This window comes from bacterium (assembly GCA_035945995.1).
Classification (GTDB): Bacteria; Sysuimicrobiota; Sysuimicrobiia; order Sysuimicrobiales; family Segetimicrobiaceae; genus DASSJF01.
Window position 1 is genome coordinate 19,327 of record DASYZR010000106.1, and the last position, 22,501, is coordinate 41,827.

The 22,501-nt window shown below is 71.2% G+C and carries 24 protein-coding genes and 1 riboswitch; of the genes, 23 read left to right on the forward strand and 1 reads right to left on the reverse strand.

Going from position 1 to position 22,501, the window contains the following annotated elements; all coding sequences use genetic code 11:
* Nucleotides 1-158 precede the first annotated feature (158 nt).
* The 15 genes from VGZ23_11530 to VGZ23_11600 all read left to right on the forward strand — a co-directional run bounded on the left by VGZ23_11530 (nucleotide 159) and on the right by VGZ23_11600 (nucleotide 15,109).
* A complete protein-coding gene (locus VGZ23_11530) occupies nucleotides 159-1,766 on the forward strand; it encodes a carboxyl transferase domain-containing protein (GenBank protein HEV2358224.1) in 1,608 nt (535 codons plus the stop codon).
* Nucleotides 1,767-1,770: 4 nt separating this feature from the next.
* Nucleotides 1,771-3,351: a biotin carboxylase N-terminal domain-containing protein gene (locus VGZ23_11535; protein HEV2358225.1), complete on the forward strand. Its 1,581-nt coding sequence runs from the start codon at nucleotides 1,771-1,773 to the stop codon at nucleotides 3,349-3,351.
* The gene (locus tag VGZ23_11540; GenBank protein HEV2358226.1) at nucleotides 3,344-3,847 is read left to right on the forward strand and encodes a biotin/lipoyl-containing protein; all 504 of its coding nucleotides are present in this window, start codon (nucleotides 3,344-3,346) and stop codon (nucleotides 3,845-3,847) included. The genes VGZ23_11535 and VGZ23_11540 overlap by 8 nt, the downstream gene beginning before the upstream one ends.
* Complete coding sequence (locus VGZ23_11545; protein HEV2358227.1) at nucleotides 3,844-4,797, forward strand: hydroxymethylglutaryl-CoA lyase; 954 nt, start codon at nucleotides 3,844-3,846, stop codon at nucleotides 4,795-4,797. The genes VGZ23_11540 and VGZ23_11545 overlap by 4 nt, the downstream gene beginning before the upstream one ends.
* 2 nt (nucleotides 4,798-4,799) lie before the next feature.
* Nucleotides 4,800-5,816, forward strand: a complete 1,017-nt coding sequence (locus VGZ23_11550) for an LLM class flavin-dependent oxidoreductase (protein ID HEV2358228.1) — start codon at nucleotides 4,800-4,802, stop codon at nucleotides 5,814-5,816.
* Nucleotides 5,817-5,859: 43 nt separating this feature from the next.
* Complete coding sequence (locus VGZ23_11555) at nucleotides 5,860-7,089, forward strand: amino acid ABC transporter substrate-binding protein (GenBank protein HEV2358229.1); 1,230 nt, start codon at nucleotides 5,860-5,862, stop codon at nucleotides 7,087-7,089.
* Nucleotides 7,090-7,180: 91 nt separating this feature from the next.
* Nucleotides 7,181-8,068 carry a branched-chain amino acid ABC transporter permease gene (locus tag VGZ23_11560; GenBank protein ID HEV2358230.1) on the forward strand — a complete coding sequence of 296 codons (888 nt, stop codon included), beginning with the start codon at nucleotides 7,181-7,183 and terminating at the stop codon, nucleotides 8,066-8,068.
* The gene (locus tag VGZ23_11565) at nucleotides 8,065-9,141 is read left to right on the forward strand and encodes a branched-chain amino acid ABC transporter permease (protein ID HEV2358231.1); all 1,077 of its coding nucleotides are present in this window, start codon (nucleotides 8,065-8,067) and stop codon (nucleotides 9,139-9,141) included. The genes VGZ23_11560 and VGZ23_11565 overlap by 4 nt, the downstream gene beginning before the upstream one ends.
* Nucleotides 9,141-9,893: an ABC transporter ATP-binding protein gene (locus VGZ23_11570; protein HEV2358232.1), complete on the forward strand. Its 753-nt coding sequence runs from the start codon at nucleotides 9,141-9,143 to the stop codon at nucleotides 9,891-9,893. The genes VGZ23_11565 and VGZ23_11570 overlap by 1 nt, the downstream gene beginning before the upstream one ends.
* Nucleotides 9,890-10,705, forward strand: a complete 816-nt coding sequence (locus VGZ23_11575; GenBank protein HEV2358233.1) for an ABC transporter ATP-binding protein — start codon at nucleotides 9,890-9,892, stop codon at nucleotides 10,703-10,705. The genes VGZ23_11570 and VGZ23_11575 overlap by 4 nt, the downstream gene beginning before the upstream one ends.
* A gap of 12 nt (nucleotides 10,706-10,717) precedes the next feature.
* Nucleotides 10,718-11,716 (forward strand): GTPase, encoded by a 999-nt coding sequence (locus VGZ23_11580; GenBank protein HEV2358234.1) that lies wholly within the window; start codon nucleotides 10,718-10,720, stop codon nucleotides 11,714-11,716.
* Nucleotides 11,709-12,464: an SDR family oxidoreductase gene (locus VGZ23_11585; protein HEV2358235.1), complete on the forward strand. Its 756-nt coding sequence runs from the start codon at nucleotides 11,709-11,711 to the stop codon at nucleotides 12,462-12,464. The genes VGZ23_11580 and VGZ23_11585 overlap by 8 nt, the downstream gene beginning before the upstream one ends.
* Nucleotides 12,465-12,515: 51 nt before the next feature.
* Complete coding sequence (locus VGZ23_11590) at nucleotides 12,516-12,959, forward strand: SRPBCC family protein (GenBank protein HEV2358236.1); 444 nt, start codon at nucleotides 12,516-12,518, stop codon at nucleotides 12,957-12,959.
* Between the two features lie 85 nt (nucleotides 12,960-13,044).
* Nucleotides 13,045-14,166, forward strand: a complete 1,122-nt coding sequence (locus VGZ23_11595) for a DegT/DnrJ/EryC1/StrS family aminotransferase (protein HEV2358237.1) — start codon at nucleotides 13,045-13,047, stop codon at nucleotides 14,164-14,166.
* 13 nt (nucleotides 14,167-14,179) lie between these two features.
* A complete protein-coding gene (locus VGZ23_11600; protein HEV2358238.1) occupies nucleotides 14,180-15,109 on the forward strand; it encodes a Gfo/Idh/MocA family oxidoreductase in 930 nt (309 codons plus the stop codon).
* A gap of 41 nt (nucleotides 15,110-15,150) precedes the next feature.
* Here VGZ23_11600 and VGZ23_11605 read toward each other — a convergent pair whose 3' ends face one another.
* Nucleotides 15,151-15,405 (reverse strand): Lrp/AsnC ligand binding domain-containing protein, encoded by a 255-nt coding sequence (locus VGZ23_11605; GenBank protein HEV2358239.1) that lies wholly within the window; start codon nucleotides 15,403-15,405, stop codon nucleotides 15,151-15,153.
* Between the two features lie 50 nt (nucleotides 15,406-15,455).
* Between VGZ23_11605 and VGZ23_11610 the strand changes: the two genes are divergently transcribed.
* From VGZ23_11610 to VGZ23_11645, 8 genes are all read left to right on the forward strand, one after another.
* Nucleotides 15,456-16,463 (forward strand): AIR synthase family protein, encoded by a 1,008-nt coding sequence (locus VGZ23_11610; GenBank protein HEV2358240.1) that lies wholly within the window; start codon nucleotides 15,456-15,458, stop codon nucleotides 16,461-16,463.
* Nucleotides 16,464-16,881: 418 nt separating this feature from the next.
* A riboswitch (TPP riboswitch) is annotated at nucleotides 16,882-16,994 on the forward strand.
* Nucleotides 16,995-17,060: 66 nt separating this feature from the next.
* Nucleotides 17,061-17,834 carry an ABC transporter ATP-binding protein gene (locus VGZ23_11615; GenBank protein ID HEV2358241.1) on the forward strand — a complete coding sequence of 258 codons (774 nt, stop codon included), beginning with the start codon at nucleotides 17,061-17,063 and terminating at the stop codon, nucleotides 17,832-17,834.
* Complete coding sequence (locus tag VGZ23_11620) at nucleotides 17,831-18,721, forward strand: ABC transporter permease (protein ID HEV2358242.1); 891 nt, start codon at nucleotides 17,831-17,833, stop codon at nucleotides 18,719-18,721. Before VGZ23_11615 ends, VGZ23_11620 begins: the two co-directional genes overlap by 4 nt.
* A 21-nt stretch (nucleotides 18,722-18,742) precedes the next feature.
* The gene (locus VGZ23_11625; GenBank protein ID HEV2358243.1) at nucleotides 18,743-19,729 is read left to right on the forward strand and encodes an ABC transporter substrate-binding protein; all 987 of its coding nucleotides are present in this window, start codon (nucleotides 18,743-18,745) and stop codon (nucleotides 19,727-19,729) included.
* Nucleotides 19,726-21,033, forward strand: a complete 1,308-nt coding sequence (locus tag VGZ23_11630; GenBank protein ID HEV2358244.1) for an acetylornithine deacetylase — start codon at nucleotides 19,726-19,728, stop codon at nucleotides 21,031-21,033. The genes VGZ23_11625 and VGZ23_11630 overlap by 4 nt, the downstream gene beginning before the upstream one ends.
* Entirely contained in the window at nucleotides 21,030-21,692 is a 663-nt protein-coding gene (tenA, locus tag VGZ23_11635) for a thiaminase II (GenBank protein HEV2358245.1), read from the forward strand. The genes VGZ23_11630 and tenA overlap by 4 nt, the downstream gene beginning before the upstream one ends.
* A complete protein-coding gene (gene thiW, locus VGZ23_11640; protein ID HEV2358246.1) occupies nucleotides 21,689-22,207 on the forward strand; it encodes an energy coupling factor transporter S component ThiW in 519 nt (172 codons plus the stop codon). The genes tenA and thiW overlap by 4 nt, the downstream gene beginning before the upstream one ends.
* Nucleotides 22,208-22,215: 8 nt before the next feature.
* Nucleotides 22,216-22,501: hydroxyethylthiazole kinase (locus VGZ23_11645; protein ID HEV2358247.1), on the forward strand; the 286-nt coding region annotated here is incomplete at its 3' end.

Here is a 22,501-nt window from a genome sequence, read left to right on the forward strand (position 1 = left end):
GAACCAACGGTGTCCGTGTCGAAGCGTGAGGGTCCCCCGGGTAAGTCGTCCCCGGCGATTCGTCGGAGGGAGGGCAAACCCTTCAGACGCGGCCCATGCCGCGCGCGCCGGGTCATCCGGGAGGGGGGCTTTGCCGCCGGGCGGAATAGGTCGCGGCGATGGGCGTCCTCGATTCGCACGTCGATACCGGCTCCTCCGAATTTCAGAGCAATCGCGAGCACCATGAAGGTCTGGCGCGGCTGCTCGGGGAGCGCCTTGCTCAGATCAAGGCGGGGGGCGGCGACCGCGCCCATCGCCGGCTGCGGGAGCGGGGCAAGTTGAGCGCGCGCGAGCGCATCGACCTGCTGCTGGATCCCGGCTCGCCGCTGCTCGAGATCGCGCCGCTGGCCGCCTGGGCAATGTACGGCGGCGACGCGCCGGCCGCGGGGCTCGTCGCCGGCATCGGGCGTGTGCGCGGGCTCGAGTGCATGATCATCGCGAACGACGCGACCGTGAAGGGCGGTACGTACTACCCGATGACCGTAAAGAAGCATCTCCGGGCGCAGCGGATCGCCCGCGACAACCGGCTCCCCTGCATCTACCTCGTCGACTCCGGCGGCGCGTTCCTGCCCCTGCAGGCCGAGGTCTTTCCGGATCGCGAGCACTTCGGTCGTATCTTCTACCATCAGGCGGTGCTCTCCGCGGACGGCATCCCGCAGATCGCCGCGGTCATGGGCTCGTGCACGGCCGGCGGCGCCTATGTGCCGGCGATGGCCGACGAAGCGGTGATTGTCCGCGGCACCGGCACCGTGTTCCTCGGCGGGCCGCCGCTCGTGCGGGCGGCGACGGGGGAGGAGGTCTCGGCCGAAGAGCTCGGCGGCGCCGACGTGCACTGCCGCCGGAGCGGCGTCACGGATCACATGGCGGACGACGACGCGCACGCGATGGAGATCGTCCGCGACATCGCCGGCACGCTCAACCGCGTCAAGCAACCGGCCCTCGATCTCGCCCCGCCCGAAGAGCCGCGCTACGATCCCCGCGAGATCTACGGCGTGCTGCCGCGGGACCTCCGCCGGCAGTTCGACGCCCGGGACGTGATCGCCCGGCTCGTCGATGGCAGCCGGTTTCAGGAGTTCAAGGCGTTGTACGGCACCACGCTCGTCACCGGCTTCGCCCGCATTCAGGGCATTCCGGTCGGCATCGTGGCCAACAACGGCGTGCTCTTCGTCGAAAGCGCCGAGAAGGGCGCGCACTTCATCGAGCTCTGCGGACAGCGGCGGATCCCGCTTCTCTTCCTGCAAAACATCACCGGGTTCATCGTCGGCCGCCAATACGAGGCCGCCGGGATCGCCCGCGCGGGGGCCAAGATGGTGCACGCCGTCGCGACCAGCGGGGTGCCGCGCGTGACCGTCATCATCGGCGGCTCGTACGGCGCCGGGAACTACGCGATGTGCGGCCGGGCCTACGACCCGCGATTCTTGTGGATGTGGCCCAACGCCCGCATCTCGGTGATGGGCGGGGAACAGGCGGCCACGGTGCTGCTGACCGTCAAGCGCGACCAGTTGCGGCGCGAAGGCCGCACGATGTCTCCCGCCGACGGAGAGGCGCTCGTCCAGCCGATCCTGGCGAAGTATGAGACGGAAGGCGATCCCTACTACAGCACGGCGCGCCTGTGGGACGACGGCATCATCGATCCGGCGGAGACACGCACCGTGCTCGCCCTCGCCCTGTCGGCGACGCTCAACGCGCCGATCGACGGGATGCGCCCGGGCGTCTTCCGGATGTAGCCGCGTGGCGGCGCGCGCAGACCCGCCCGACCGCGGCCTGCGCCGGATCCTCGTGGCCAACCGCGGGGAAATCGCCGTGCGGATCATCCGCGCCTGCCGCGAGCTCGGCCTCGAGGTGGTGGCCGTCGCGAGCGACGCGGACCTCGATGCCCCCCACGCGCGGCTGGCGGACCGCACCCTGCACCTCGGGCCCGCCGATCCGGCCGAGAGCTACCTGCACGTCGGCCGCCTTCTCGACGCGGCGCGGCAATCGGGCGCGGATGCCGTCCACCCCGGGTACGGATTCCTCGCGGAGTCGTCCGCCTTTGCGGAGGCGGTCGCCGGCGCCGGGCTGCGCTTCATCGGGCCGCCCGCCGCGGTGATCGCCCGGCTGGGCGACAAGACCGCGGCGCGTACGCTCGCCGAGGCGGCGGGCGTCCCCACGGTTGCGGGGGGCGGCGGCGACGGCAGCGCGGACGCTTTGGCCGCGGCGGCTCAAACGCTCGGGTACCCGGTGGTCGTCAAGGCGGCGGCCGGCGGCGGCGGCCGCGGCATGCGCGTGGTCGAACGTCCGGCGGACCTCCGCCCGGCGCTCGAACTCGCGGAGCGGGAGGCACGCGCGGCCTTCGGGGACGGGCGGCTGTTCCTCGAGCGTCGGCTCCCCGACGTCCGCCACGTCGAGGTCCAGATCCTGGCGGACGCGCACGGACACGCGCTCGCGCTCGGCGAACGCGAGTGCAGCGTGCAGCGGCGTCACCAGAAACTGGTGGAAGAGGCGCCGTCGCCGTACGTCGACGGGGACCTCCGCGGCCGGCTGGCGGCCGCCGCCGTCGCCGTGGCCCGGGCGGCGGGCTACGTCAACGCCGGCACCGTGGAGTTCCTGCTCGCGCCCGACGGGCGGTTCTATTTTCTCGAGGTCAACACGCGGCTGCAGGTCGAGCATCCGGTCACCGAACTTGTCACCGGCGTGGACCTCGTCAAAGCGCAGCTACGAATCGCCGCCGGAGAGCCCCTGTCCGGAAGCGGCGACGCGGCCGGCCTCTCGCTCGGCGAATCGCCCGAGCCGCGGGGGCATGCGATCGAATGCCGCGTTTGCGCGGAGGACCCGGCGGAGGGATTCCGGCCGTCACCCGGGCCGATTCTCGTCCTGGACGAGCCGGGCGGCCCCGGCGTCCGCGTCGACTCCGGGCTACGGCAAGGCTGGCGCGTCCCGGCGGCGTACGACTCTCTGCTCGCCAAGGTGATCGTGTGGGACCGGTCGCGCGCCGGCGCGATCGCACGCATGGACCAGGCCCTGCGCGCGTACGTGATCCTCGGCTGCGGCACGAACCTGGCGTTTCTTCGCGACGTGATCCGGCACGAGGCCTTCCGGCGGGCCGAAACGACCACCGACTTTCTCGACCGGTACTTCGCGGGCTGGCAACCCGAGGCATCCGCGGGGGCGCTCGCCGTAGCCGCCGCGCTGTCGGCGGACGCGCCGCCGGGTGATCGGGCTCCCCGGGACCAGGAGGGGACCCGGGAGCGGCGAGACCGCGACCGGCTCCCCGATCCGTGGGACGCGGGGTCGGGGTGGCGCCTCGGATCAGGCCAGCAGTCCGATGACTGAGATCGCGCTGCTCGTGCGCCGCGCGCGTCTGACCGCGCAGGTCACCGTGCACGGAGCCGAGATCACGGTACGGCTCGGCGGCCGCGAGGTGCGCGTGCGCCTCGAGCGGCTGGACGGCACCGTCTGGCGCGCGATCATCGACGACGGCCCGGCCCGCCTCGTTCGCACCATCGACGAGGCGGGGACCCGCTGGATCCACGTCGACGGGGAGACGCTCGCGGTCCGAATCGACGCGGTCCGGCCCCGGCCCCCCGCGGCAACGCGGCCGGAATGGCTCGAGGCGCCGATGCCGGGCGCCGTGACTCAGGTGGCCGTCGGGGAGGGCGACCTCGTCGCCGCAGGGCAGCCGATCGTCATCGTCGAGGCGATGAAGATGGAACACGTGATTCGCGCGCCCCACGCCGGCCGGGTCCTGGCGCTCCGCGTGCGCGCCGGCGACCAGATCGAGGCCGGCGCCGTCGTCGCGGAGCTCACGCCGGAGGAACCGGGCCGGTGAATCCGCGCCGCGTGCGCGTCGTCGAGGTCGGACCGCGCGACGGCCTGCAGAACGAGACGGCGGTGCTGTCGCTCGACCGGAAGGTCGAGTTCGTCACCCGGCTCGCCGCGTGCGGGCTGCCGGCGATCGAGGCGGGCGCGTTCGTGCGAGAGGACCGCGTCCCCCAGATGGCGGGGACCGACGCGCTGTTCCGACGCCTCGTCCCGCAGGGGGGACAGGTCCCACCGGAGGGAGGGCCGATCCTCTCCGCGCTCGTCCCCAACCGCCGGGGCATGGTGCGCGCCCTTGCCTGCGGGACCGCCGAGGTGGCGGTATTCACCGCCGCCTCCGATGCGTTTGCCCGCCGCAACATCGGGATGAACGTCGCCGAATCGCTGGTCCAGTTTCGCGAGGTGCTCGCGATGGCGGCGGACCATGGCCGGCGCGTTCGGGCGTACGTCTCGACGGCCTGGTGGTGTCCGTACACCGGCCGGGTGGCCCCCGAGACCGTCCGCCGTGTCGCGGTTGCGCTCGCCCGGATAGGGTGCTACGAAATCGCCCTCAGCGATACGATCGGTGCGGCGACGCCCGATGAGGTGGGGGCGCTCATCGAGACCGTGGCCCGCGACGTGCCGGTGGAGCGCCTCGCGGTCCACCTGCACGATACCCGCGGCACCGCGCTCGCGAATGTGCTGACGGCGCTGGCGGCCGGGGTGACAACCGTCGATGCGGCCGCCGGCGGCCTGGGCGGCTGTCCCTACGCGCCGGGCGCCTCCGGCAACCTCGCCACTGAGGACCTCCTCTACATGCTGCACGGAATGGGGGTGGAGACCGGCGTCGACCTGGACGCGGTCGCCGTCACGTCGCACTGGCTCGCCGCGATCATCGGCCACACGCTGCCGTCACGGTACCTCAGCGCCGGGCGCCTCCGGCCCGCGGAGGCCGGGCGGGGCGCCGATGCGAAAGCCTGATCATGCGCCTCGGCTTGATGCTCGTCAACCAGCACCCGCCGGCCGATTCACTCGTGGGCCGCTGGGGCGAGATCCTCGACCAGGTCCGGCTGGCCCGGAGCCTGGGGTTCGACCTGATCGTCTTCGGGCAGCACTACCTCGTCGGTGAATTCGCGATGCTGCAGCCGGCCGTCTCGGTCGCGCGGGCGGCGGCCGAGGCCGGGACGATGCGGATCGGCGTCTCCATCTACCTGCTGCCGCTCCTCAATCCGGTCGCGATCGCCGAGGAGACGGCCACTCTCGACGTCATCACCGGCGGCCGGTTCATCTTCGGCGTCGGTCTCGGCTACCGCGACGTCGAAGACCGCGCCTTTGGGGTGGCGCCCGGCGAACGCGTCCACCGGCTGCGCGCCCACCTGCGCGTCATCCGCGAGCTCTGGGCCGGCGGACCCGCGACGCTCGACACGCCCTACTGCCGTCTCGACGGCGCGCGCATCGGTCTGCGCCCCGTGCAGCGGCCGGGCCCGCCCGTCTGGATGGCCGCGAATAACGACCGGGCGGTGGCGCGCGCCGCAGAGATCGGCGACGCCTGGGTGATCAACCCGCATGCGACGCTCGGGACGATCACGCGGCAGATCGGTATCTACCGCGCGGCCCTGGAGCGGTTCGGCCGGCCTGTCCCGGCGGAACTGCCGATGCGCCGCGAACTGTTCGTCGCGGAGACCTCGGCCCGGGCGATCGACCTGGCGCGTCCCTACATCGAGAAGAAATACGACGCGTACGTGGCCTGGGGACAGCACAGGGCCCTGCCGGCCGGCGACGACATGACGCAGGCCTTCGAGGGCCTCGCGCAGGACCGATTCATCCTGGGCGACCCCGCGCGATGCGCGGACGAGATCACCCGGTGCGCCGAGCTCACCGGGGCGACGACGATGATCTTCCGCGTCAATTTCCCCGGCATGCCGCCCGACGTGGTCACCGGCGCGATGCGGCTCCTCGCAGAGCAGGTGCGGCCGCGTCTCGCGGGTAAAGCGTCGTGAACTCTACCGGCGCCCGATGGGGCGCCGACGGGGAGGGATGGGCATGGTGCGTGCCAAGAGCCGCGTAGGGATCGCGATCGCCGCGATGGTCGCCATGGGCGCGCTCGGCGTCACCGCGGGCGCGCTGCACGGTGCCGAGATCCTCAAACTCGGCGCGCCGCTCGCCGCAACCGGCGCGGACGCCCGGGAAGGCGCCCTGGCCAAACAGGGGTACGACCTCTGGGCGGAGACCGTGAACGCCCGCGGCGGGATCAAAGCCGGCGGACAGACATATAAAGTCCAGATCGTGTATTACGACGACCAGAGCAAGCCGCAGACCTCGGCCGAACTTACCGACCGGCTCATCACCCAGGACCACGTCGCGCTGCTGCTCGGGCCCTACGGCAGCCCGGCCACGTTTGCCGACGCCGGCATCGCCGACAAGTACAAGGTGCCCATGGTCGACTCGAACGGCGCCGCGGTGAAAATCTTCGAGCAGGGCTACAAGTACGTCTTCGGGGTCACCAGTCCGGCCGCCGATTACGCGGCGGCCATGCTCAAGGCCGCGACCTCGTTGTCGCCCAGGCCGACGACCGTGGCGATCGTCTCCGCCGACGATCTGTTCTCACTCGAGGTCGCGAACGGAGCGAAGGATTGGGCCGACCACAACGGGCTCCGCGTCGTCTACTTCCAGAAGTATCCGGTCGGCGCGAACGACCTGAGCGCGGCGCTCACCGCCGTCAAGGCCGCCGGCGCAGACGTTCTCATCGGGTCCGGACATTTGCAAGAATCCCTCCTCACGATGCGGCAGGCGCAGAGTCTGGAAGTGAACGCGAAGTTCTTCGGATTCACGGTGGGCCCGACGACGCCGGACTTCGTCAAGGCGCTCGGGCCGGCGGCCGAGTACGTCTTCGCCTCGTCCCAGTGGACGCCCGATGTCAAGTACACCGGGCCGCTCTTCGGAAGCACCCGCCAGTACGCCCAGGTGTTCATGAAGCGCTACGGCTTCGAGCCAGACTACCATGCCGCGAACGGGTCGGCGGGCGGCCTCGCCCTGCAACTGGCGATCCAAAACGCCGGCGGCATCGACCGGCAGAAGGTGAGGGACGCCCTCGCCGCGCTCGACGTCACGACGTTCTACGGCCGGATCAAGTTCAATGAGAAGGGCCTGAACGTCTACAAGCCGATGGTCACCGTCCAGATCCAGCACGGCAAAGTGGTGACGGTCTGGCCCGGAAACGTCGCGGCCGCCAAGACGATGTACCCGACGCCGGTGTGGACGGCGCGCAAGTAGCCGCAAGAAATCCTGAGGCCGCGGTGCGGGGGGCCGTTCCGGTCCGCGAAGCCGGGGCTGCGCTGCCTCCCCCTTCGTGGGACTCTCGCCGGTGAGCCCGGCAGCCCAGATCGCGTTACAAAACGCGGTCAACGGCCTGCTGATCGGCGGCACCTACGCCACCGTCGGCCTCGGCATGTCCCTGGTGTGGGGCGTGCTCAACGTCATCAACATTGCGCACGGCGCGTTTGTGATGCTGGGCGCGTACACGACCTACTGGCTGTTTACGCTCTACGGCATCGACCCGTTTGCGGCACTGCCGCTTGCGGGTGCGGCCCTGTTCGTCCTCGGTTACGGGCTACAGCGCGTGGTGGTCAACCAGGTCATCCGCGCGTCGTTCTTGATCACGTTTCTGCTGACGTTCGGCTTTGAGCTGCTGATCACGAACATCGCCCTCGCGGCGTGGACGGCCGACGTGCGGGCCATCACGACGGCCTACTCCGGCCGGAGCCTGCACCTCGGGCCCGTGATCGTCCCGGCCATCCGCCTCATGACGCTCGGCGCGGCGCTGCTCGTCGCCGTGCTCCTGCACCTCCTCATGAGCCGGACGCGCCTCGGGAGCGCGATCCGGGCCACGGCGTCGGATCAGGAAGCGGCGCGCCTGATGGGGATTCCGATCGGCCACGTCTACGCGATCACGTTCGCGATCGCACTCGCGACGGCCGGGATCGCCGGGGGGCTGGCCGGCATGAGCTTTCCCATCTACCCGGCGATGGGCGCCAACTACACCTTCATCGGCTTCGTGGTCTGCGTGCTCGGCGGCCTCGGCAGCGTCGCCGGCGCCTTGGTGGGCGGGCTGATCTTCGGCCTGCTGACGACGTACGCCGCGGGCTGGCTCGGCCCCAACTACGACTACATCGTGGCGTTCAGCGCGTTGATCCTCGTCCTGCTCGTGCGTCCCGCCGGGCTGCTTGGACGCGCGGCGCGGTTTCGCGGATGACGGGGCAGGTCCCGCGCGAGACGGGGCAGGAGGACGCGAAGCGGCCGGAGGTCCCGCGCGAGACGGGGCAGGAGGACGCGGAGCGGCCGGAGGTCCCGCGCGAGACGGGGCGCGACTTGCGCGGCCTCGCCGTCCCGGCGGCCGTCCTGGTCGTGGCACTTGCGCTGCCCGGCGTCCTCAACACCTACTACGTCCGGATCCTCACCGGCATCTTCTTGTTCGGCATCCTCGCCTCAGCGTGGAACCTCATCGGCGGCTACACCGGCTACCCCGACTTCGGCGGCGCGGCGTTCCTCGGCATCGGCGCCTACACGACCGGCATCGTCATGGTGCGGGCCCACCTGCCGTTCGCGGCGGCGCTGCCCGCCGGTTGCGTGGTGGCCGCGGCCGCGGCGACTGGTATGGGCGCCCTGCTGCTCCGGCTGCGCGGCCACTACTTTGCCATCGCGACGCTCGGCTTCATGTTTGTCCTGCGGCAGCTCACCGCGAACCTCGAGATCACCGGCGGGGGATCGGGGATGAACCTGCCGGCGGCGAGCGACTTCAAGATCTTCTACTACTGGATGCTCGCCGCGCTCGTGCTGTCGGTCTCCGCCGGGTTCGCGCTGCCGCGCACGCGGGCCGGCTATGCGATCGCGGCGATCCGCGAGAATCAGGACGCCGCCCAGGTCCTCGGCATCGAACCTCTGCCCTACAAAATCCTGGCGTACGCGGCGAACGCGTTCCTGTTCGCCGCCGCCGGAGGCATCTACGCGTATTGGCTCACGTTCATCGAGCCGCTCAGCGTCTTCAACATCGACTTCACGGTCCAGGCGGTGGTCATGGCCCTCTTCGGCGGGCCCGGAACGGTCTTCGGGCCCGTCGCCGGCGCGATTATTCTCAAGACGCTCGACGTCGCCCTGACCAACGTCTCGCTGTTTCTCCACAACGTCTTCTTCGGCGCGCTTGTCTGCGTGCTGGTCATCTTCGCTCCGCGGGGGCTGGCCGAACTCTTCCGGGCCTCCTCGGGCGAGGGCGGGCCGGCGGGGCTGCGCGCGTCGATTCGCGACGCGCTGCAGGAGAACCGGGTCTAGTGCCGCTCCTCACGGCGATGGGGGTGACGAAGTTCTTCGGCCGCCTGGCGGCCGTCCACCGGGTCGACCTCGCGATCGAACCCGGCGAGATCGTCGGGCTCATCGGTCCGAACGGCGCCGGGAAGAGTACGCTCGTGAACGTCATTACGGGCATGGAGGCGCCGACCGCCGGCCGCGTCGAGTTCGCCGGGTCGGACATCACGGGCCGGCGCCCCGCGGCGATCGCGCGGCTCGGCATCGCCCGGACGTTCCAGATCGCGCAGCCGTTCCGCAACATGTCGGTCCGCCAGAACGTCGCGGTGCCGCTGCTGTTCCGCGCGGCGCCCGCCGCCGGCGTCGCCGACGCGCTCCGCCGGGCGGACGAGGTGCTGGAGGCCGTCGGGCTCGCCGCGAAGCGCGACCTTCCGGCGCGCGTGTTGACGACCCCCGACCTCCGCCGGCTCGAGCTCGCCAAGGCGATCGCGCTGCGTCCGCGCCTCATGCTCCTCGATGAGGTGATGGCCGGGCTCACGCACGCAGAGACCGACGCGGACATGGCGCTGCTCCGCCGCATCAACGCGCAGGGGATCACGCTGCTCGTGATCGAGCACGTGCTGCGCGTCGTGATGGGGCTGTGCCGGCGCGTCGTCGTGCTTCACCACGGCTCGAAGATCGCGGAGGGATCCCCGCAGCAGGTGACGTCCGATCCCGCCGTCATCGACGCGTATCTGGGACCGCGCCACGCGTTGCGCGGCGGGCCGGGGTCGCGATGACCCCGTCTTCGCGGGGCGGTGCGGCCCCGTCTTCGCGGCGACAGTCCCACGAAGGGGGAGGCGGTGCGGCCCCGGCTCCACTCCTCCACGTCGAGCGCCTCGATGCCGGCTACGGCGGCGTCCAGGTCCTCTGGGACGTCACGCTCGAGGTGCGGCGGGGGGAAGTGGTCGCGCTCGTCGGCAGCAACGGCGCCGGCAAGTCGACGCTGCTGCGCGCCGTCTCCGGCCTGCTGCGGCCGTGGCGCGGCAACGTACGCTGGGACGGGCGAGACATCGCCGGACTACCGCCCGAGGCGATCGTCCGGCTGGGAATGGCGCACGTGCCCCAGGGCCGGCGCCTCTTCGCGGATCTGACACTGCAGGAGAACCTCCTCGTCGGCGCCTACGCCCGCACGGACCGCGGGGCGATCGCCGCGGACCTCCGCGACGTCCTCGACCTATTCCCGGTCCTGGGGGAGCGCCTTCATCTGACGGCCGGCCAGTTGAGCGGCGGCGAGCAGCAGATGGCCGCCCTGGCCCGCGCGCTCATGGCCCGGCCGCAGCTGCTGCTGATCGATGAGCCGTCGCTGGGGCTCGCCCCCATCGCGGTCCAGGGGCTCATGGACGCCGTCGACCGGCTGCGCGGGCGCGGCACGAGTCTTCTGCTCGTCGAGCAGGACGTCGCCGTCGCCCTGGAGCACGCCGACCGCGGGTATGTCATGGAGACGGGCCACATCGCGCTCGCCGACACCGCGAGCGCGCTCTTGCGGAGTCCGCGGGTGAAAGAAGCGTACCTCGGTGTGGCCGCCGGGAGCGCCGAGACGCTACAATAACTCGCGAGCGCTATGCCCGCGAATCTGACACCGCAATATCTCGAAGCCGAGCGCCGATTCCGGCAGGCCACCACGCCGGACGAGCAGCTCGAAGCGCTGGAAGCCATGATGGCCACGATCCCCAAGCACAAGGGAACCGAGCACATGCGCGCGGACATCCGCCGGCGCATGGCGAAGGTGCGGACCGAAGCCGCCCGCAGCCGGAAATCCGCCGCCAAGGGGCCGACGTGGCACCACGTGCCGCGGGAGGGCGCCGGCCAGGTGGCGCTCGTCGGAGCGCCGAACGCGGGCAAGTCGCGCCTGCTCGCCGCGTTGACCAACGCGAACCCCGTCGTTGCGCCGTACCCGTTCGCGACCCGGACACCCTTGCCGGGGATGGTGCCGTTCGAGGATATCAAGATCCAGTTGGTCGACCTGCCGCCGATCGCGCCCGAGACCGCCGAGCCGTGGCTGTTCGCGCTCATCCGGCAGGCCGACGGCGCCCTGCTCGTGGCGGATCTCGCCGACGACGATCTGCTCGCCTCGATGGATGGTGTCATGGCGCTCACGGCGGAAGGCCGCGTCGAGTTCGTCCGTCGCCGGGGACAACAGGGCACGACGCCGGCCCTGCTCGTCGCGACGAAGAGCGACGCCCCGGACGCAGGCGTCCGCCTCGAACTGCTCCGCGAGGCCTACGGCGCGCGCTTCGACATCCTGCCTGTCTCGGCGGAACTCGGCGAGGGGCTGGAGACGCTGAAGCCGGAGTTGTTCCGGCTGCTCGGCGTGATCCGCGTCTACACCAAGGCGCCGGGCCGCCGCGCGGACAAGTCGGTGCCCTACGTGTTCCGGCGCGGCATCACGGTTGAGGAAGCCGCCGCGGTGGTCCACAAAGACTTCGGCGAGCGGCTCAAGTACGCGCGGGTCTGGGGAAGCCACGACTCCGCGGGGGGTGGCGGCCGCACGTACGAGGGCCAGATGGTTCAGCACGAGCATGTCCTGGAGGACGGCGACGTCCTCGAACTGCATGCCTAGCGGCAGCCAGGTTGTGGTGGTGACGGGTGCCGGCCGTGGAATCGGGGCCGCGGTGGCACGGCTCGCAGGCGCCCGCGGCTACGCGGTCGCCGTCAACTATGTCCGGGACGGCGGGAGCGCGCTCGACGTGGTCCGAGACATCGAGCGCGCGGAAGGGCGGGCCCGTGCGTTCAAGGGCGACGTCTCCAAAGAAGAGGACGTGGTGGCGTTGTTCGAGGAAGCGGCGCGCGTATTGGGCTCGGTGACCGCGCTCGTGAACAACGCGGGTGTGTCGGGCCGGCCGGGGCGGCTGGACGCCCTCACGGGGAGCGAACTGTCGCGCGTGCTCGGCATCAACGTGACCGGGACCATCCTGTGCGCGCGCGAAGCGGTACGCCGGATGTCCCGACGCCACGGCGGACAGGGCGGTGTCATTGTCAATCTTTCGTCCGCGGCCGCGCGCCTGGGCGGCGCCGGCGAATGGGTGCACTATGCCGCGACCAAGGGGGCCGTCGAGAGCTTCACGATCGGCCTGGCACGTGAGGTTGGCGCGGAGGGGATCCGCGTAAACGCGGTTCGGCCCGGGCTGATCGAGACCGAGATGCATGCGACGGCCGGCGAGCCGGGCCGGGCGGCGCGCCTCGCCCCGACGGTCCCTATCGGGCGGGCGGGAACGGCCGGAGAGGTTGCGGAAGCGATCCTCTGGCTGTTGTCGCCGGCTGCATCCTATACGACCGGCGCGATCCTCGACGTAGGCGGCGGGCGATGAGGATTCCCGCGTCGGGCTCATCGGCTCGTCGCCGGACGGGGAGGCACATCCATGCCTGAGGTCAGCGCCTCGATCGTCATCCGGGCACCGCTCGAAGTAGTGTACGCGCGCGCCCGGCGCGTGGAGGATTTCCCAAAGTTCATGCCCGACCTCGAGCGGGTCACGGTGCTGGAACGGCGCGGCGAGGTGCCGACGCTGACGGAGTGGGTCGGGAGCGTCGAGGGACGGCGCATCCGCTGGGTGGAAGAAGACGTATGGGACGACGCGGCCCACCGGTGCGGCTTCCGCCAGCGGGAGGGGGATTTTGATCGGTACGAAGGCAGGTGGGAGTTCGCCGCGGACGGGGCGGCGACCCGCACGACGATCACCGTCGAGTTCGAGTTCGGAATCCCGTTGATCGGCCGCCTGCTGAGCGGTCTGCTGCGGGTCAAAATGCGCGAGAACATCGACGGCATGCTTCGGGCGCTTCAACAGCAGGTCGAGGCCGGCGCGTGAAGCCGGTCCCGCAGCGGGGTCGCGGGCGGGGGCGCCCGCGCAGGAAATGCCGGCGAGGTGCAGAACAGTCGTTCGGTCACCAAGGATGATGCCGACGACCTCGCGTCACCTGATCCCGATCGCCCGGCCTCTCATTTCCGACGAGGACAAGCGCCGCGTCCTCGAGGTCCTCGATTCCGGGCAGTTCGTCGCCGGCCCGCGGGTGGCGGAGTTCGAGCGTGAGTTCGCGGCGTATGTGGGCACGCCCCACGCGGTCGCGGCCAGTTCCGGCACGACGGCCCTCATGGCGGCGCTCCGGGCCGCCGGGATCGGGCCGGGAGACCGGGTCGTCACCACCCCGTTTTCCTACGGGGCCACGGCGAGCACAATTCTGTCCTGCGGGGCGGAGCCGGTCTTTGCGGACATCGATCCGCGTACGTTCAACCTGGACCCCGAGGCCGCGGCGGACGTCCTCCGCCGCACGCCCGGCGCGCGCGGCATCCTGGTGGTGCACCTGTACGGGCTGCCGTGTGCGATGGACCGGTTCGAGGCGCTTGCGCAGTCGTTTGGAACCGTGCTGATCGAGGACGCGGCCCAGGCGCACGGCGCGGCGTTCCAGGGACGACGCGCCGGCGGCTTCGGGCGCGCGGCGGCGTTCAGCTTCTATCCCTCCAAAAACATGACGACGGGCGAGGGCGGCATGGTGACGACGGGCCAGGCCGACGTGGCGGACCGCGCGCGCCTGTTCGTCCGCGGCGGCGAGCGCCAGCAGTACGTGTACGAGGCTGTGGGTTACAACTACCGGATGACGGAGATCGCCGCCGCGCTCGGAGTGGGGCAGTTGAGCCGGCTCGAGGGCTGGAACGTCCGCCGGCGGCACAATGCGGCCCGGTTGACGGCGGGCCTCGCCGGCCTGGGATGGCTCACGTGCCCGTCCGAGCCAGAGGGGTACACGCACGTCTACCATCAATACACGGTGCGGGTCGCGCGCGGGCGCGCCCGGCTGCGTCGCCATCTCGAGGCGGAGGGCGTCGGAACGCGGATTTACTATCCGGTGCCGATTCACGAGACGCCCTTGTACCGCGGCCGTTACGGCGGCAGCCGGTGCCCCGAAGCCGCGCGGGCCGCCGAGCAGGTGCTCAGCCTGCCGGTCCACCCGGCGCTCGGGGAGGAGGACGTCGACCGGATCGTGGGGGCCGTGCGCCGGTTCGATCCCGACGCGTTCTAACATGGAGGTGGCCATGGGCGGACCGATCCGCCTCGGCGTCGTGGGCCTGGGCCAATGGGGCCAGCACCACGTGCGCATATACCATCAGTTGCCCGGCACGGTCCTGGCCGGGGTCGTCGACACCGCCGCCCGCGAGGCCACAAATTTCGCCCGACGCTACGCCACGGTGGGATCGCAGGACTACCGCGATTTGTTCGCCCGGGTGGACGCGGTCAGCCTCGTCGTCCCCACGGCGCTGCACTACGAGATCGCGCGCGACTTCCTGGAACACGACATTCACGTGCTCGTCGAGAAGCCGATCACGACCAGCGTCGACGAAGCGGCCGAGCTGGTGGAGATTGCGGAGCGCCGCGGCCTGGTGTTGCTCGTGGGACACGTGGAGCGGTTCAAGCCGGCCGTCCAGCGCCTGCGTGATCTCGTCACGGATCCCCTGTTCCTCCAAGTCCGGCGCGTCCGGCCCTGGAATCCTCGACGGATCATGGATGTCGGCGTCGTGCTCGACCTCATGATCCATGACCTCGACATCGTCCTGCACCTGATACGCGCGCCCGCGTCACGCGTGAGCGCGGTCGGTGCCGCGATCCACGGGGACGACGAAGACCTGGCGGTGGCCCACCTGACGCTGCGCAACGGGTGCATGGCGAGCTTCGTCGCGAGCCGTGTCTCCCCCGTGAAGGCCGCGGAACTCGAGATCACGCTGCCCCACGGCTTCATCCATCTCAATTATCTGAGCCAGCAGCTCACCGTCCGGCGGGACGGGACGGAGCAACGGCTCGTCGTGCCCGCCGGGGAGCCGCTACGCGCGGAGCTGACGCACTTCGTCCAGTGCGTCCGGGGCGAGACGGCGCCCCTGGTGTCGGGGGAGGACGGCCTGCGGGCGCTCGAGGTCGCGCTGGAGATCCTGCAGACGATGACGGTCATCACGCCGCGCGTCACGGTATAACCCCCGTCCCGCCCCGTGCGCCGGCGCGTCGTGTCGGGCGGCTACGTGGGGACGGTGACGCAGGTCACGATTTTCGCGACGCCGTCGATCGTCCGGATGTGCGCGTCCACGAGCGCGGAGATGTCCCGCGTGAGATCCGCGTGAATCACAGCCAGCACGTCGTAGTCGCCCATCACCGCGTGCGCCTGGGCCACCCCCGGAAGCGCGCGGATCAGGCGGGCCACTTCCGCGGGGGTGCCGCGATCGAGGTTGATGAGGACAAAGGCGGTCTCGGCCATGGGGAGCCGCTCGTTCATTCGGCGCAGCCCCCGGTGTTCCTGTGATCACGCTTTAAAGCGAGCTTGCGATGGGTGACCGGCGCGACCACGCGCTGCCGATCGGGAAAGTTCCACCGGACATGCTTGACGCGCTCGTGTACCGGCATCTCGGGACACGGCGGTCCGACGTGCTGGTGCATGCCGCGTTCGGCGAGGACTGCGCGGTGGTCGATTTTGGCCCCGGCCTCGCCGCGGTGACGACCGATCCCATCACCGGCGCCGGAGCCGATCTTGGGTGGTATGCCGTCCTGATCGGAACCAACGACCTCGCGGCCGCGGGGGCGGACCCGGTGGCCGTGTTGCTCACGGTGCTGCTCGCGCCCGAGCGGGCGGCGGAGGATCTGGCCCGCGTCATGCGCGACGCCGCCGCGGCGGCCGCCTCGCTCGGCGTCGAAATCGCCGGCGGGCACAGCGAGGTCGTCGGCGGCATCGCGCGCACCATCATCATCGTAACGGCATTAGGCCGGGTGATGCGCGATCGCCTCCTCCGCAGCGGCGCCGCGGAACCCGGCGACGCGGTGGTGCTGACCAAGGCGGCCGCGATCGAAGGCACCGCCATCTTGGCGGATGCCCGCCGGCCGGACCTCCTGCCGGCGGTCGGCGAGGAGACGCTGTCGCGCGCCCGCGCGCTGCGGGAGCGCCTGAGCGTTCTGCCCGAGGCCCGCGCCGCCGCGGCCGCCGGCGCGCATGCCATGCATGACGTCACGGAGGGCGGCGTGCTCGGCGCGGTGTACGAACTGGCCGCCGCATCGGGGCTCGGCGTCGTGCTCGACGCCGACCGGGTGCCGGTGCTGTCGGAAACACGGGCCGTCTGCGACGTCCTCGGCGTCGATCCGCTCGCCTTGATCGGCAGCGGTGCGCTGCTCGTGGCGACCCCCGATCCGGATCGCACCACCGCGGCAATCACAGGCGTCGGGGTGCCGGCCACGCTGATCGGGACGCTGGCGCCAGGCGAATGCCGGCTCCGCCGGGCCGGGCGGGAGGCACCGCTCACGCCGCCGGCCCGCGACGAGTTGTGGCGGGTGCTGCCGTCATGATGGAGCCCGGCCCCGCCGCGGCATGAAACGAGCCCGCCGCCGCGCCGGGCGGCCCAAGCCCCGCCGGAAGGCCGGGCCGCGGGTTTCCCGCGCGAAGACAAAGCGGGGAGGGGTGCCGAAACGGGAACCACCGGCCGGTCCGGACGCGGCTCGAGAGGACCCCGGCGACCGCCGGAGCCCCACGTTGCGATCACAGTCGCAGCGCGAAGTCCCCCTGGCGCGGGGGGCGCGGCCGCTCACCGCCGTAGAACAGGCGGCCCGGCTTGCGAGCGCCCAAATGGAACGGAGGATCGGCCGGCTGCTGTCGCGGCGCGTCAAGTTGAAATTCCGATCCTCGTGAAAATCGCCGGCGCGCCGCCACGTGCGCCGGACCCGCCGCCGGCCTTGCACCGGAATGGTATACTCAGGTCGACAACCGCATAGTCCGTGGGGGAGCTTGGGACCACCAGGCTGAGAGGATGGCTAACCCTGCCATCGACCCCGGAACCTGATCTGGGTAATGCCAGCGGAGGGAATGGGTACGCGCCGCCCGGGTTCCGGGGACGGCGCGTTCGCTTTTGGCCGGTGGTTCGTCATAGACGGCACTGAGGTGCGGCCATGTCCGCGGCACTGGAGATTCGAGACCTGAGGAAGCGGTTCTGGCGCGACGGCGAATGGCTCGACGTGCTGGCCGGGGTGTCGCTCGACGTCGCGCCGCGCGAGTTTGTCGCGCTGGTGGGACCGAGCGGCTGTGGAAAGAGCACCGTCTGCAACATCGTCGCGGGTCTCTTCCGGCCCGATGCCGGCACCGTGACGATGCTCGCCGGCGGGAACCGCACCGGCGCGGCCCCCGGCCGCGTCGCCTACATGCAGCAGAAAGACCTGCTGCTGCCGTGGCGCACCGTGCTCGACAATGCCATCCTGGGCCTCGAGATCCAGGGGACGCCGCGGGGCGCGGCCCGCGAGGAAGCCCGCGTGATGCTCCGGCGCTTCGGGCTGGAGGGCTTCGAGCGCGTCTACCCGGCGACGCTCTCCGGCGGCATGCGGCAGCGCGTGGCGCTCGTGCGCACGCTGCTCTGCCGGCGCGACCTCCTCGTGCTGGACGAGCCGTTCGGCGCGCTGGATGCGATGACCCGCGCGGCGATGCAGGGGTATCTCTTGCGGCTGCGCGAGGAGTTCGGCCGCACGGTGCTGTTCATCACCCACGACGTCGAAGAGGCCGTGCTGCTGTCGGATCGCGTCTACGTGATGGGGGCGCGTCCCGGCCGCATCCGCGCGGAAATCCGGCTCGATCTCCCGCGGCCCCGCCGCGCGACCGAGGCGGGCGTCGTCCGCGAGAAGGCCGCCATTCTCGACCTGCTCCACGCCGAGACGGCGGAGGCGTTCGCGTGAGCCTGCTTCGGCCGCACGGAGCGCAGGCCGGAGCGGCCGCGGCCCGTCCGGCCGCGCTCGAGTCGGCGGAGCGCATCCGCACGCCGGCCGCCCGCGAGACCGGCCCCGCGGGCGGCCGGCGCCTCCGCGGCTGGACCGCGCGCATCGTGCCGCCCCTCGTGCTGCTCGCCGCCATCCTGGCCGGTTGGGAGACCGCGGTCCGCGCGTTCGGCATCCCATTCTACATTCTCCCGGCGCCCAGCCGCATTGCCGGTGTGCTCGTCGACGATCGCGCGTTGCTGCTGGGAGAAGCGGCCGTGACGCTCGCCGAGGTGATGTTGGGGTTCGCGATCGCGTTCGTCGTCGGGGTGCTGCTCGCGCTCGCGATCTTCGCGTCCCGGACGGTCGAGCGCGCGGTCTACCCGCTCGTGATCGCGAGCCAGACCGTCCCCGTGTTCGCGATCGCTCCGCTGCTGGTCGTCTGGTTCGGCTACGGGACGCTCTCGAAAGTGGTGATGGCCGCGCTCATCGTCTTCTTTCCGATCGTCGTCAACACGGTCGACGGACTCCGGGCGGCCGATCCCGACATGGTGAACCTCCTCGTGATCCTCGGGGCCCGGCCGGCGGAGATCGTCCGGCGCGTGCGCGTGCCCGCGGCGCTCCCGTTCGTCTTCTCGGGGACGCGCATCGCCGTCGCGACGAGCGTCATCGGCGCCGTGATCGGCGAGTGGGTGGGGTCGACGCGCGGGCTCGGGTATCTCATGATCCATGCGAACGCCCAGCTCCATGTCGATCTCGTGTTTGCGGTGATCGTGTATCTGAGCGTGATGGCCACGGCGCTGTTTTGGACGGTCTCGCTGGTCGAATGGGCGGCGCTGCCGTGGCGCCGGGCCGGGACGCAGGCGTAGGAGCGGAGGGGGTGTCGGGTAGTGCGTAGACCAATCCCCGTAGTCGCGGCGGCCGCGATGCTGGCCGCCGTGCTGTGCGCAGGCCCGGTCTGGCCCGGGGTCGCCGGCGCGGGCACGTCCGGGACGCCGCTTGTGTTCATGCTCGACTGGTTCCCCAATCCGGATCACGTGCCGCTGTACGCGGCCATCGGGGCGGGGTATTTCACGCAGGCCGGGCTCAACGTCGTCCTCCAGGTGCCGGCGAACGCCGATGACCCGCTCAAGCTCGTCGCCGCGCGCCGGGTCGACGTCGCGGTCAACTACGAGTCGGGGGTCATCTTTGCCCGCTCCCAAGGACTGCCGGTGCGCAGCATCGGCCTTCTGGTGGCCCAGCCGCTCACGACGGTCATGTACCTGAAACGCTCCGGCATCCGGCGCCCCAAGGACTTGGTGGGGCGCCGCGTGGGCTTCGCCGTGTCGGGTCTGGAAGACGCCATGATCGACCAGGTTCTTCGCTCGGACGGGGCGACGAAGGCCAACGTGACCCTGGTGAACGTCGGGTTCGACATCGTGCCGACCCTGCTGTCGCGGAAGGTCGACGCGGTCATCGGCGCGTACCGGAACGTCGAACGCGTGCAGATCGAGATGCAGGGGCAGCCGGTCGGGATGTTCGAGCCCGAGCGGTACGGCGTGCCGACGTTCTACGAACTCGTGCTGATCGCCAACGACGCCGCGCTCACGACGCGGCGGCCGGCGCTGACCCGGTTCGTGCAGGCGGTCGGCCGCGGTCTCGCGCTCACAGAAGCGCACCCGGACCAGGCCTTTCGCTATTATGTCGCGCTCAACCCGAAGCTCAACGACGCGTTCAACCGCAGATCGTTCGACGCGACGCTGCCCGCCTACGCCCGCACGCAGCGGCAGCGCCGGGCCACGTGGGCGGCGTTCGACGGGTGGATGGCGGCGCGGAAGGTGATTCCAACGGCCGTGCCCCCGGATCAGCTCTATACCAACCTGGGAGGGCGTCCGTGACGGACGCACCGGGATCCACCCTCGCGGTCCGCCCGGCGTGGCCGTGGGCCGGGGCCCTCGACGCGGCGCTCGAGGCGCGGCGGGAGGAATTGTTCGGCCTCACCGAGCGGCTGATCGCCTTTGAGACACCGTGCCCGCCCGGCCGGAACACCGGGCCGATCCAGGAGTTCCTCGCCGCCCGGCTCCGGTCGCTCGGTGCCGAGGTCCGGACGATTCCGCTCTATCCCGGCGACCCGCAGATCGTGGCCCGGCTGCTCGGGCGCGGCGGAGGACGGTCGCTGCTCCTGAACGGGCACGTCGATGTGGCGTCGACGGTGCCCGGCGAGCCGTGGACGGCCCCGCCGTTCCACCCCGTGCGGTGCTGCGGCCGCATCTATGGCCGCGGCGCGACCGACATGAAGGGCGGCATCGCGGCCGCGCTTGTCGCGCTCGAGACCGTGGTCGGGACGCTCGGGCGGCCGCGCGGCGACATCCTGGTCCAGCTGGTCACCGGGGAGGAGATGGGAGAGGCGGGCACGTTGACGGCGATCGACGAGACCCCGCCGGCCGGCCTTGCGCTGGTGCTCGAACCCAGCAACGGTGAGATTTCGGTCGGCCAGGGCGGTGTCGTCACCGGCTGGATCACCATCCAGAGCCCCCAGACGTTCCACGACGCGCTCCGCCGCCGCATGATTCACGCGGGCGGCGGCGTGCACGGGGCCAGCGCCATCGAAAAGATGATGGTCGTGCTGCAGGCCCTCCAGGCACTCGAGCGCCACTGGGCGGTTGTGAAGACGCACCCGGGGTTCCCGCCGGGGACCACGACGATCAATCCGGCGGCGATCGAAGGCGGCCGCCACCCCGCGTTCATCGCCGACCGGTGCGCGTTGTGGGTCACGGTGCACTTTTATCCCGGCGAGACGATGGAGGGCGTCACGGGCGAGATCGAAGCCACGGTCCGCGCGGCGTCGTCGGCCGATCCATGGCTGCGCGAGCATCCGCCGGCCTTCCGCTGGGGCGGCCGCTCGATGATCGAGGACCGCGGCGAGGTGTTCCCCGCGTTTGAGACACCGATCGAGCATCCGGGGACGGCGTTGGTCGCGCTGGCCCACGCGGACGTGTGCGGGGTGACACCGTCGTACCGGATGTCCGGCGGCGTCTGCGACGCGGGATGGCTCGCGGAACACGGCATTCCGGCCGTCGTCTATGGACCGGGCGGCTGGGGACAGGCGCATGCGGTGGACGAGTACGTGACGCTCGACGATCTGGTCCGCTGCGCCCGCGTCTACGGCCGGGTGATCGCCGCGTGGACGGGCGCGGTATGAGCCTGTTCGCGCGACTCCAGGACGCCGCCGCCCCGATCCGCGCGCGGATCCTCGAGCACCCCTTCGTGCGCGGGTTGGGGGACGGGACGCTCCCGGGCGATCGGTACCAGTACTACCTCAAGCAAGACTACGTCTTCCTCATCGAGTACTGCCGGGTGCTGGCGCTCGCGTCCGCGCGCGCGGCCGAGCCCGTCGTCGCGGCCCGATTCTCCGATCTCCTGAACCAGACCCTCAACGTCGAGATGGACCTGCACCGGGAGACGTGCTGGGCCTCCGGCATCTCGCCCGAGGCGCTCGAAGCGACGGGCCCGGCGCCGACGACGCTCGCCTACACGAACCACCTGCGGCTTGTCGCGGAAACGTCGGATCTCGCCGCGATCGTCGCGGCGATCCTACCCTGCGCCCACGGATATTGGGAGATCGCCGCGGCGCTGCGCAAGCGGGGCCTGCCCGCCGTCCCGGCGTACGCGAACTGGATCAAGAGCTACACCGCGGACGAGTACGCTGCGGCGGCGCGGTGGCTGGCGGGGGTCCTCGACCGTCTGGAGGAGGAGCGGCCCCCGGACGAAGGCGCGCTGCGCGAGGTGTTTCTCACGAGCGCGCGCTACGAGTATTTGTTCTTCGAGATGGCGCACCGCATGGAGGAGTGGCCGATATGACCAACAACAGCCTGCATCTCCGACGCCTCGTCCTCGCCGCGATGTTCGCGGCCATCGCCACGGTATTGGGCTCGTTACCCGGGCTGGGCAGCATTCCGGTGGGGCCCACGCGCATCGCTCCCTTCCAACACGCGATAAACGCCCTCGCAGGGGTATTAATCGGCCCATGGTACGCGGCCGGCGCCGCGCTCGTCACGGCGATCCTCCGGTACAACTTGCACTCTGGCTCGATCTTCGCGTTTCCCGGCAGCCCGTTCGGGGCGCTCGTCGTGGGCTACGCGTATCGCTGGCTGCGGAACGACGTCGCGGCGCTGGCCGAGCCGCTCGGAACCGGGCCGATCGGCGCGACGCTGGCGGCGCTCGCGTTCCAGCCCATCGTGCACTCGCAGCATACGATCTGGTGGTTCCAGGTGACGTTTCTCTCGAGCAGCATCCCGGGTGCGATCCTCGGCTATCTCGTCCTTCGGGCCCTGCGCCCGGCGCTCGGCATAGTCCGGACCGGCGTGCGGGTCTAGCGGCCCCAATGCCTGCCCGCGGCGCCGCCCTCGATCCGGCCGCCGCGGCCGAGTTGTTGGCGCGCGTCCGGGAGACCAAGCCGCTCGTGCACCACATCACGAACACCGTCACGCAGAACGACGTCGCGAATGCCACGCTCGCCATCGGCGCGTCCCCGGTGATGGCGCACGCCCTCGAAGAAGTCGAAGCGATGGTGGCGCAGGCGCGGGCCCTCGTGGTGAACCTCGGCACGCCGACTCCGGCCGGGGTGGACGCGATGCTCCTCGCCGCCCGGCGGGCCAACGCGGAAGGCG

Excerpts from the sequence above, each read along its gene's own strand:
- VGZ23_11530 (HEV2358224.1), top strand. The coding sequence starts at position 159 with ATGGGCGTCCTCGATTCGCACGTCGATACCGGCTCCTCCGAATTTCAG.
- VGZ23_11540 (HEV2358226.1), top strand. The coding sequence starts at position 3,344 with ATGACTGAGATCGCGCTGCTCGTGCGCCGCGCGCGTCTGACCGCGCAG.
- VGZ23_11550 (HEV2358228.1), top strand. The coding sequence starts at position 4,800 with ATGCGCCTCGGCTTGATGCTCGTCAACCAGCACCCGCCGGCCGATTCA.
- VGZ23_11555 (HEV2358229.1), top strand. The coding sequence starts at position 5,860 with ATGGTGCGTGCCAAGAGCCGCGTAGGGATCGCGATCGCCGCGATGGTC.
- VGZ23_11565 (HEV2358231.1), top strand. The coding sequence starts at position 8,065 with ATGACGGGGCAGGTCCCGCGCGAGACGGGGCAGGAGGACGCGAAGCGG.
- VGZ23_11575 (HEV2358233.1), top strand. The coding sequence starts at position 9,890 with ATGACCCCGTCTTCGCGGGGCGGTGCGGCCCCGTCTTCGCGGCGACAG.
- VGZ23_11580 (HEV2358234.1), top strand. The coding sequence starts at position 10,718 with ATGCCCGCGAATCTGACACCGCAATATCTCGAAGCCGAGCGCCGATTC.
- VGZ23_11585 (HEV2358235.1), top strand. The coding sequence starts at position 11,709 with ATGCCTAGCGGCAGCCAGGTTGTGGTGGTGACGGGTGCCGGCCGTGGA.
- VGZ23_11590 (HEV2358236.1), top strand. The coding sequence starts at position 12,516 with ATGCCTGAGGTCAGCGCCTCGATCGTCATCCGGGCACCGCTCGAAGTA.
- VGZ23_11595 (HEV2358237.1), top strand. The coding sequence starts at position 13,045 with ATGATGCCGACGACCTCGCGTCACCTGATCCCGATCGCCCGGCCTCTC.
- VGZ23_11600 (HEV2358238.1), top strand. The coding sequence starts at position 14,180 with ATGGGCGGACCGATCCGCCTCGGCGTCGTGGGCCTGGGCCAATGGGGC.
- VGZ23_11605 (HEV2358239.1), bottom strand. The coding sequence starts at position 15,405 with ATGAACGAGCGGCTCCCCATGGCCGAGACCGCCTTTGTCCTCATCAAC.
- VGZ23_11610 (HEV2358240.1), top strand. The coding sequence starts at position 15,456 with ATGGGTGACCGGCGCGACCACGCGCTGCCGATCGGGAAAGTTCCACCG.
- VGZ23_11615 (HEV2358241.1), top strand. The coding sequence starts at position 17,061 with ATGTCCGCGGCACTGGAGATTCGAGACCTGAGGAAGCGGTTCTGGCGC.
- tenA (HEV2358245.1), top strand. The coding sequence starts at position 21,030 with ATGAGCCTGTTCGCGCGACTCCAGGACGCCGCCGCCCCGATCCGCGCG.
- thiW (HEV2358246.1), top strand. The coding sequence starts at position 21,689 with ATGACCAACAACAGCCTGCATCTCCGACGCCTCGTCCTCGCCGCGATG.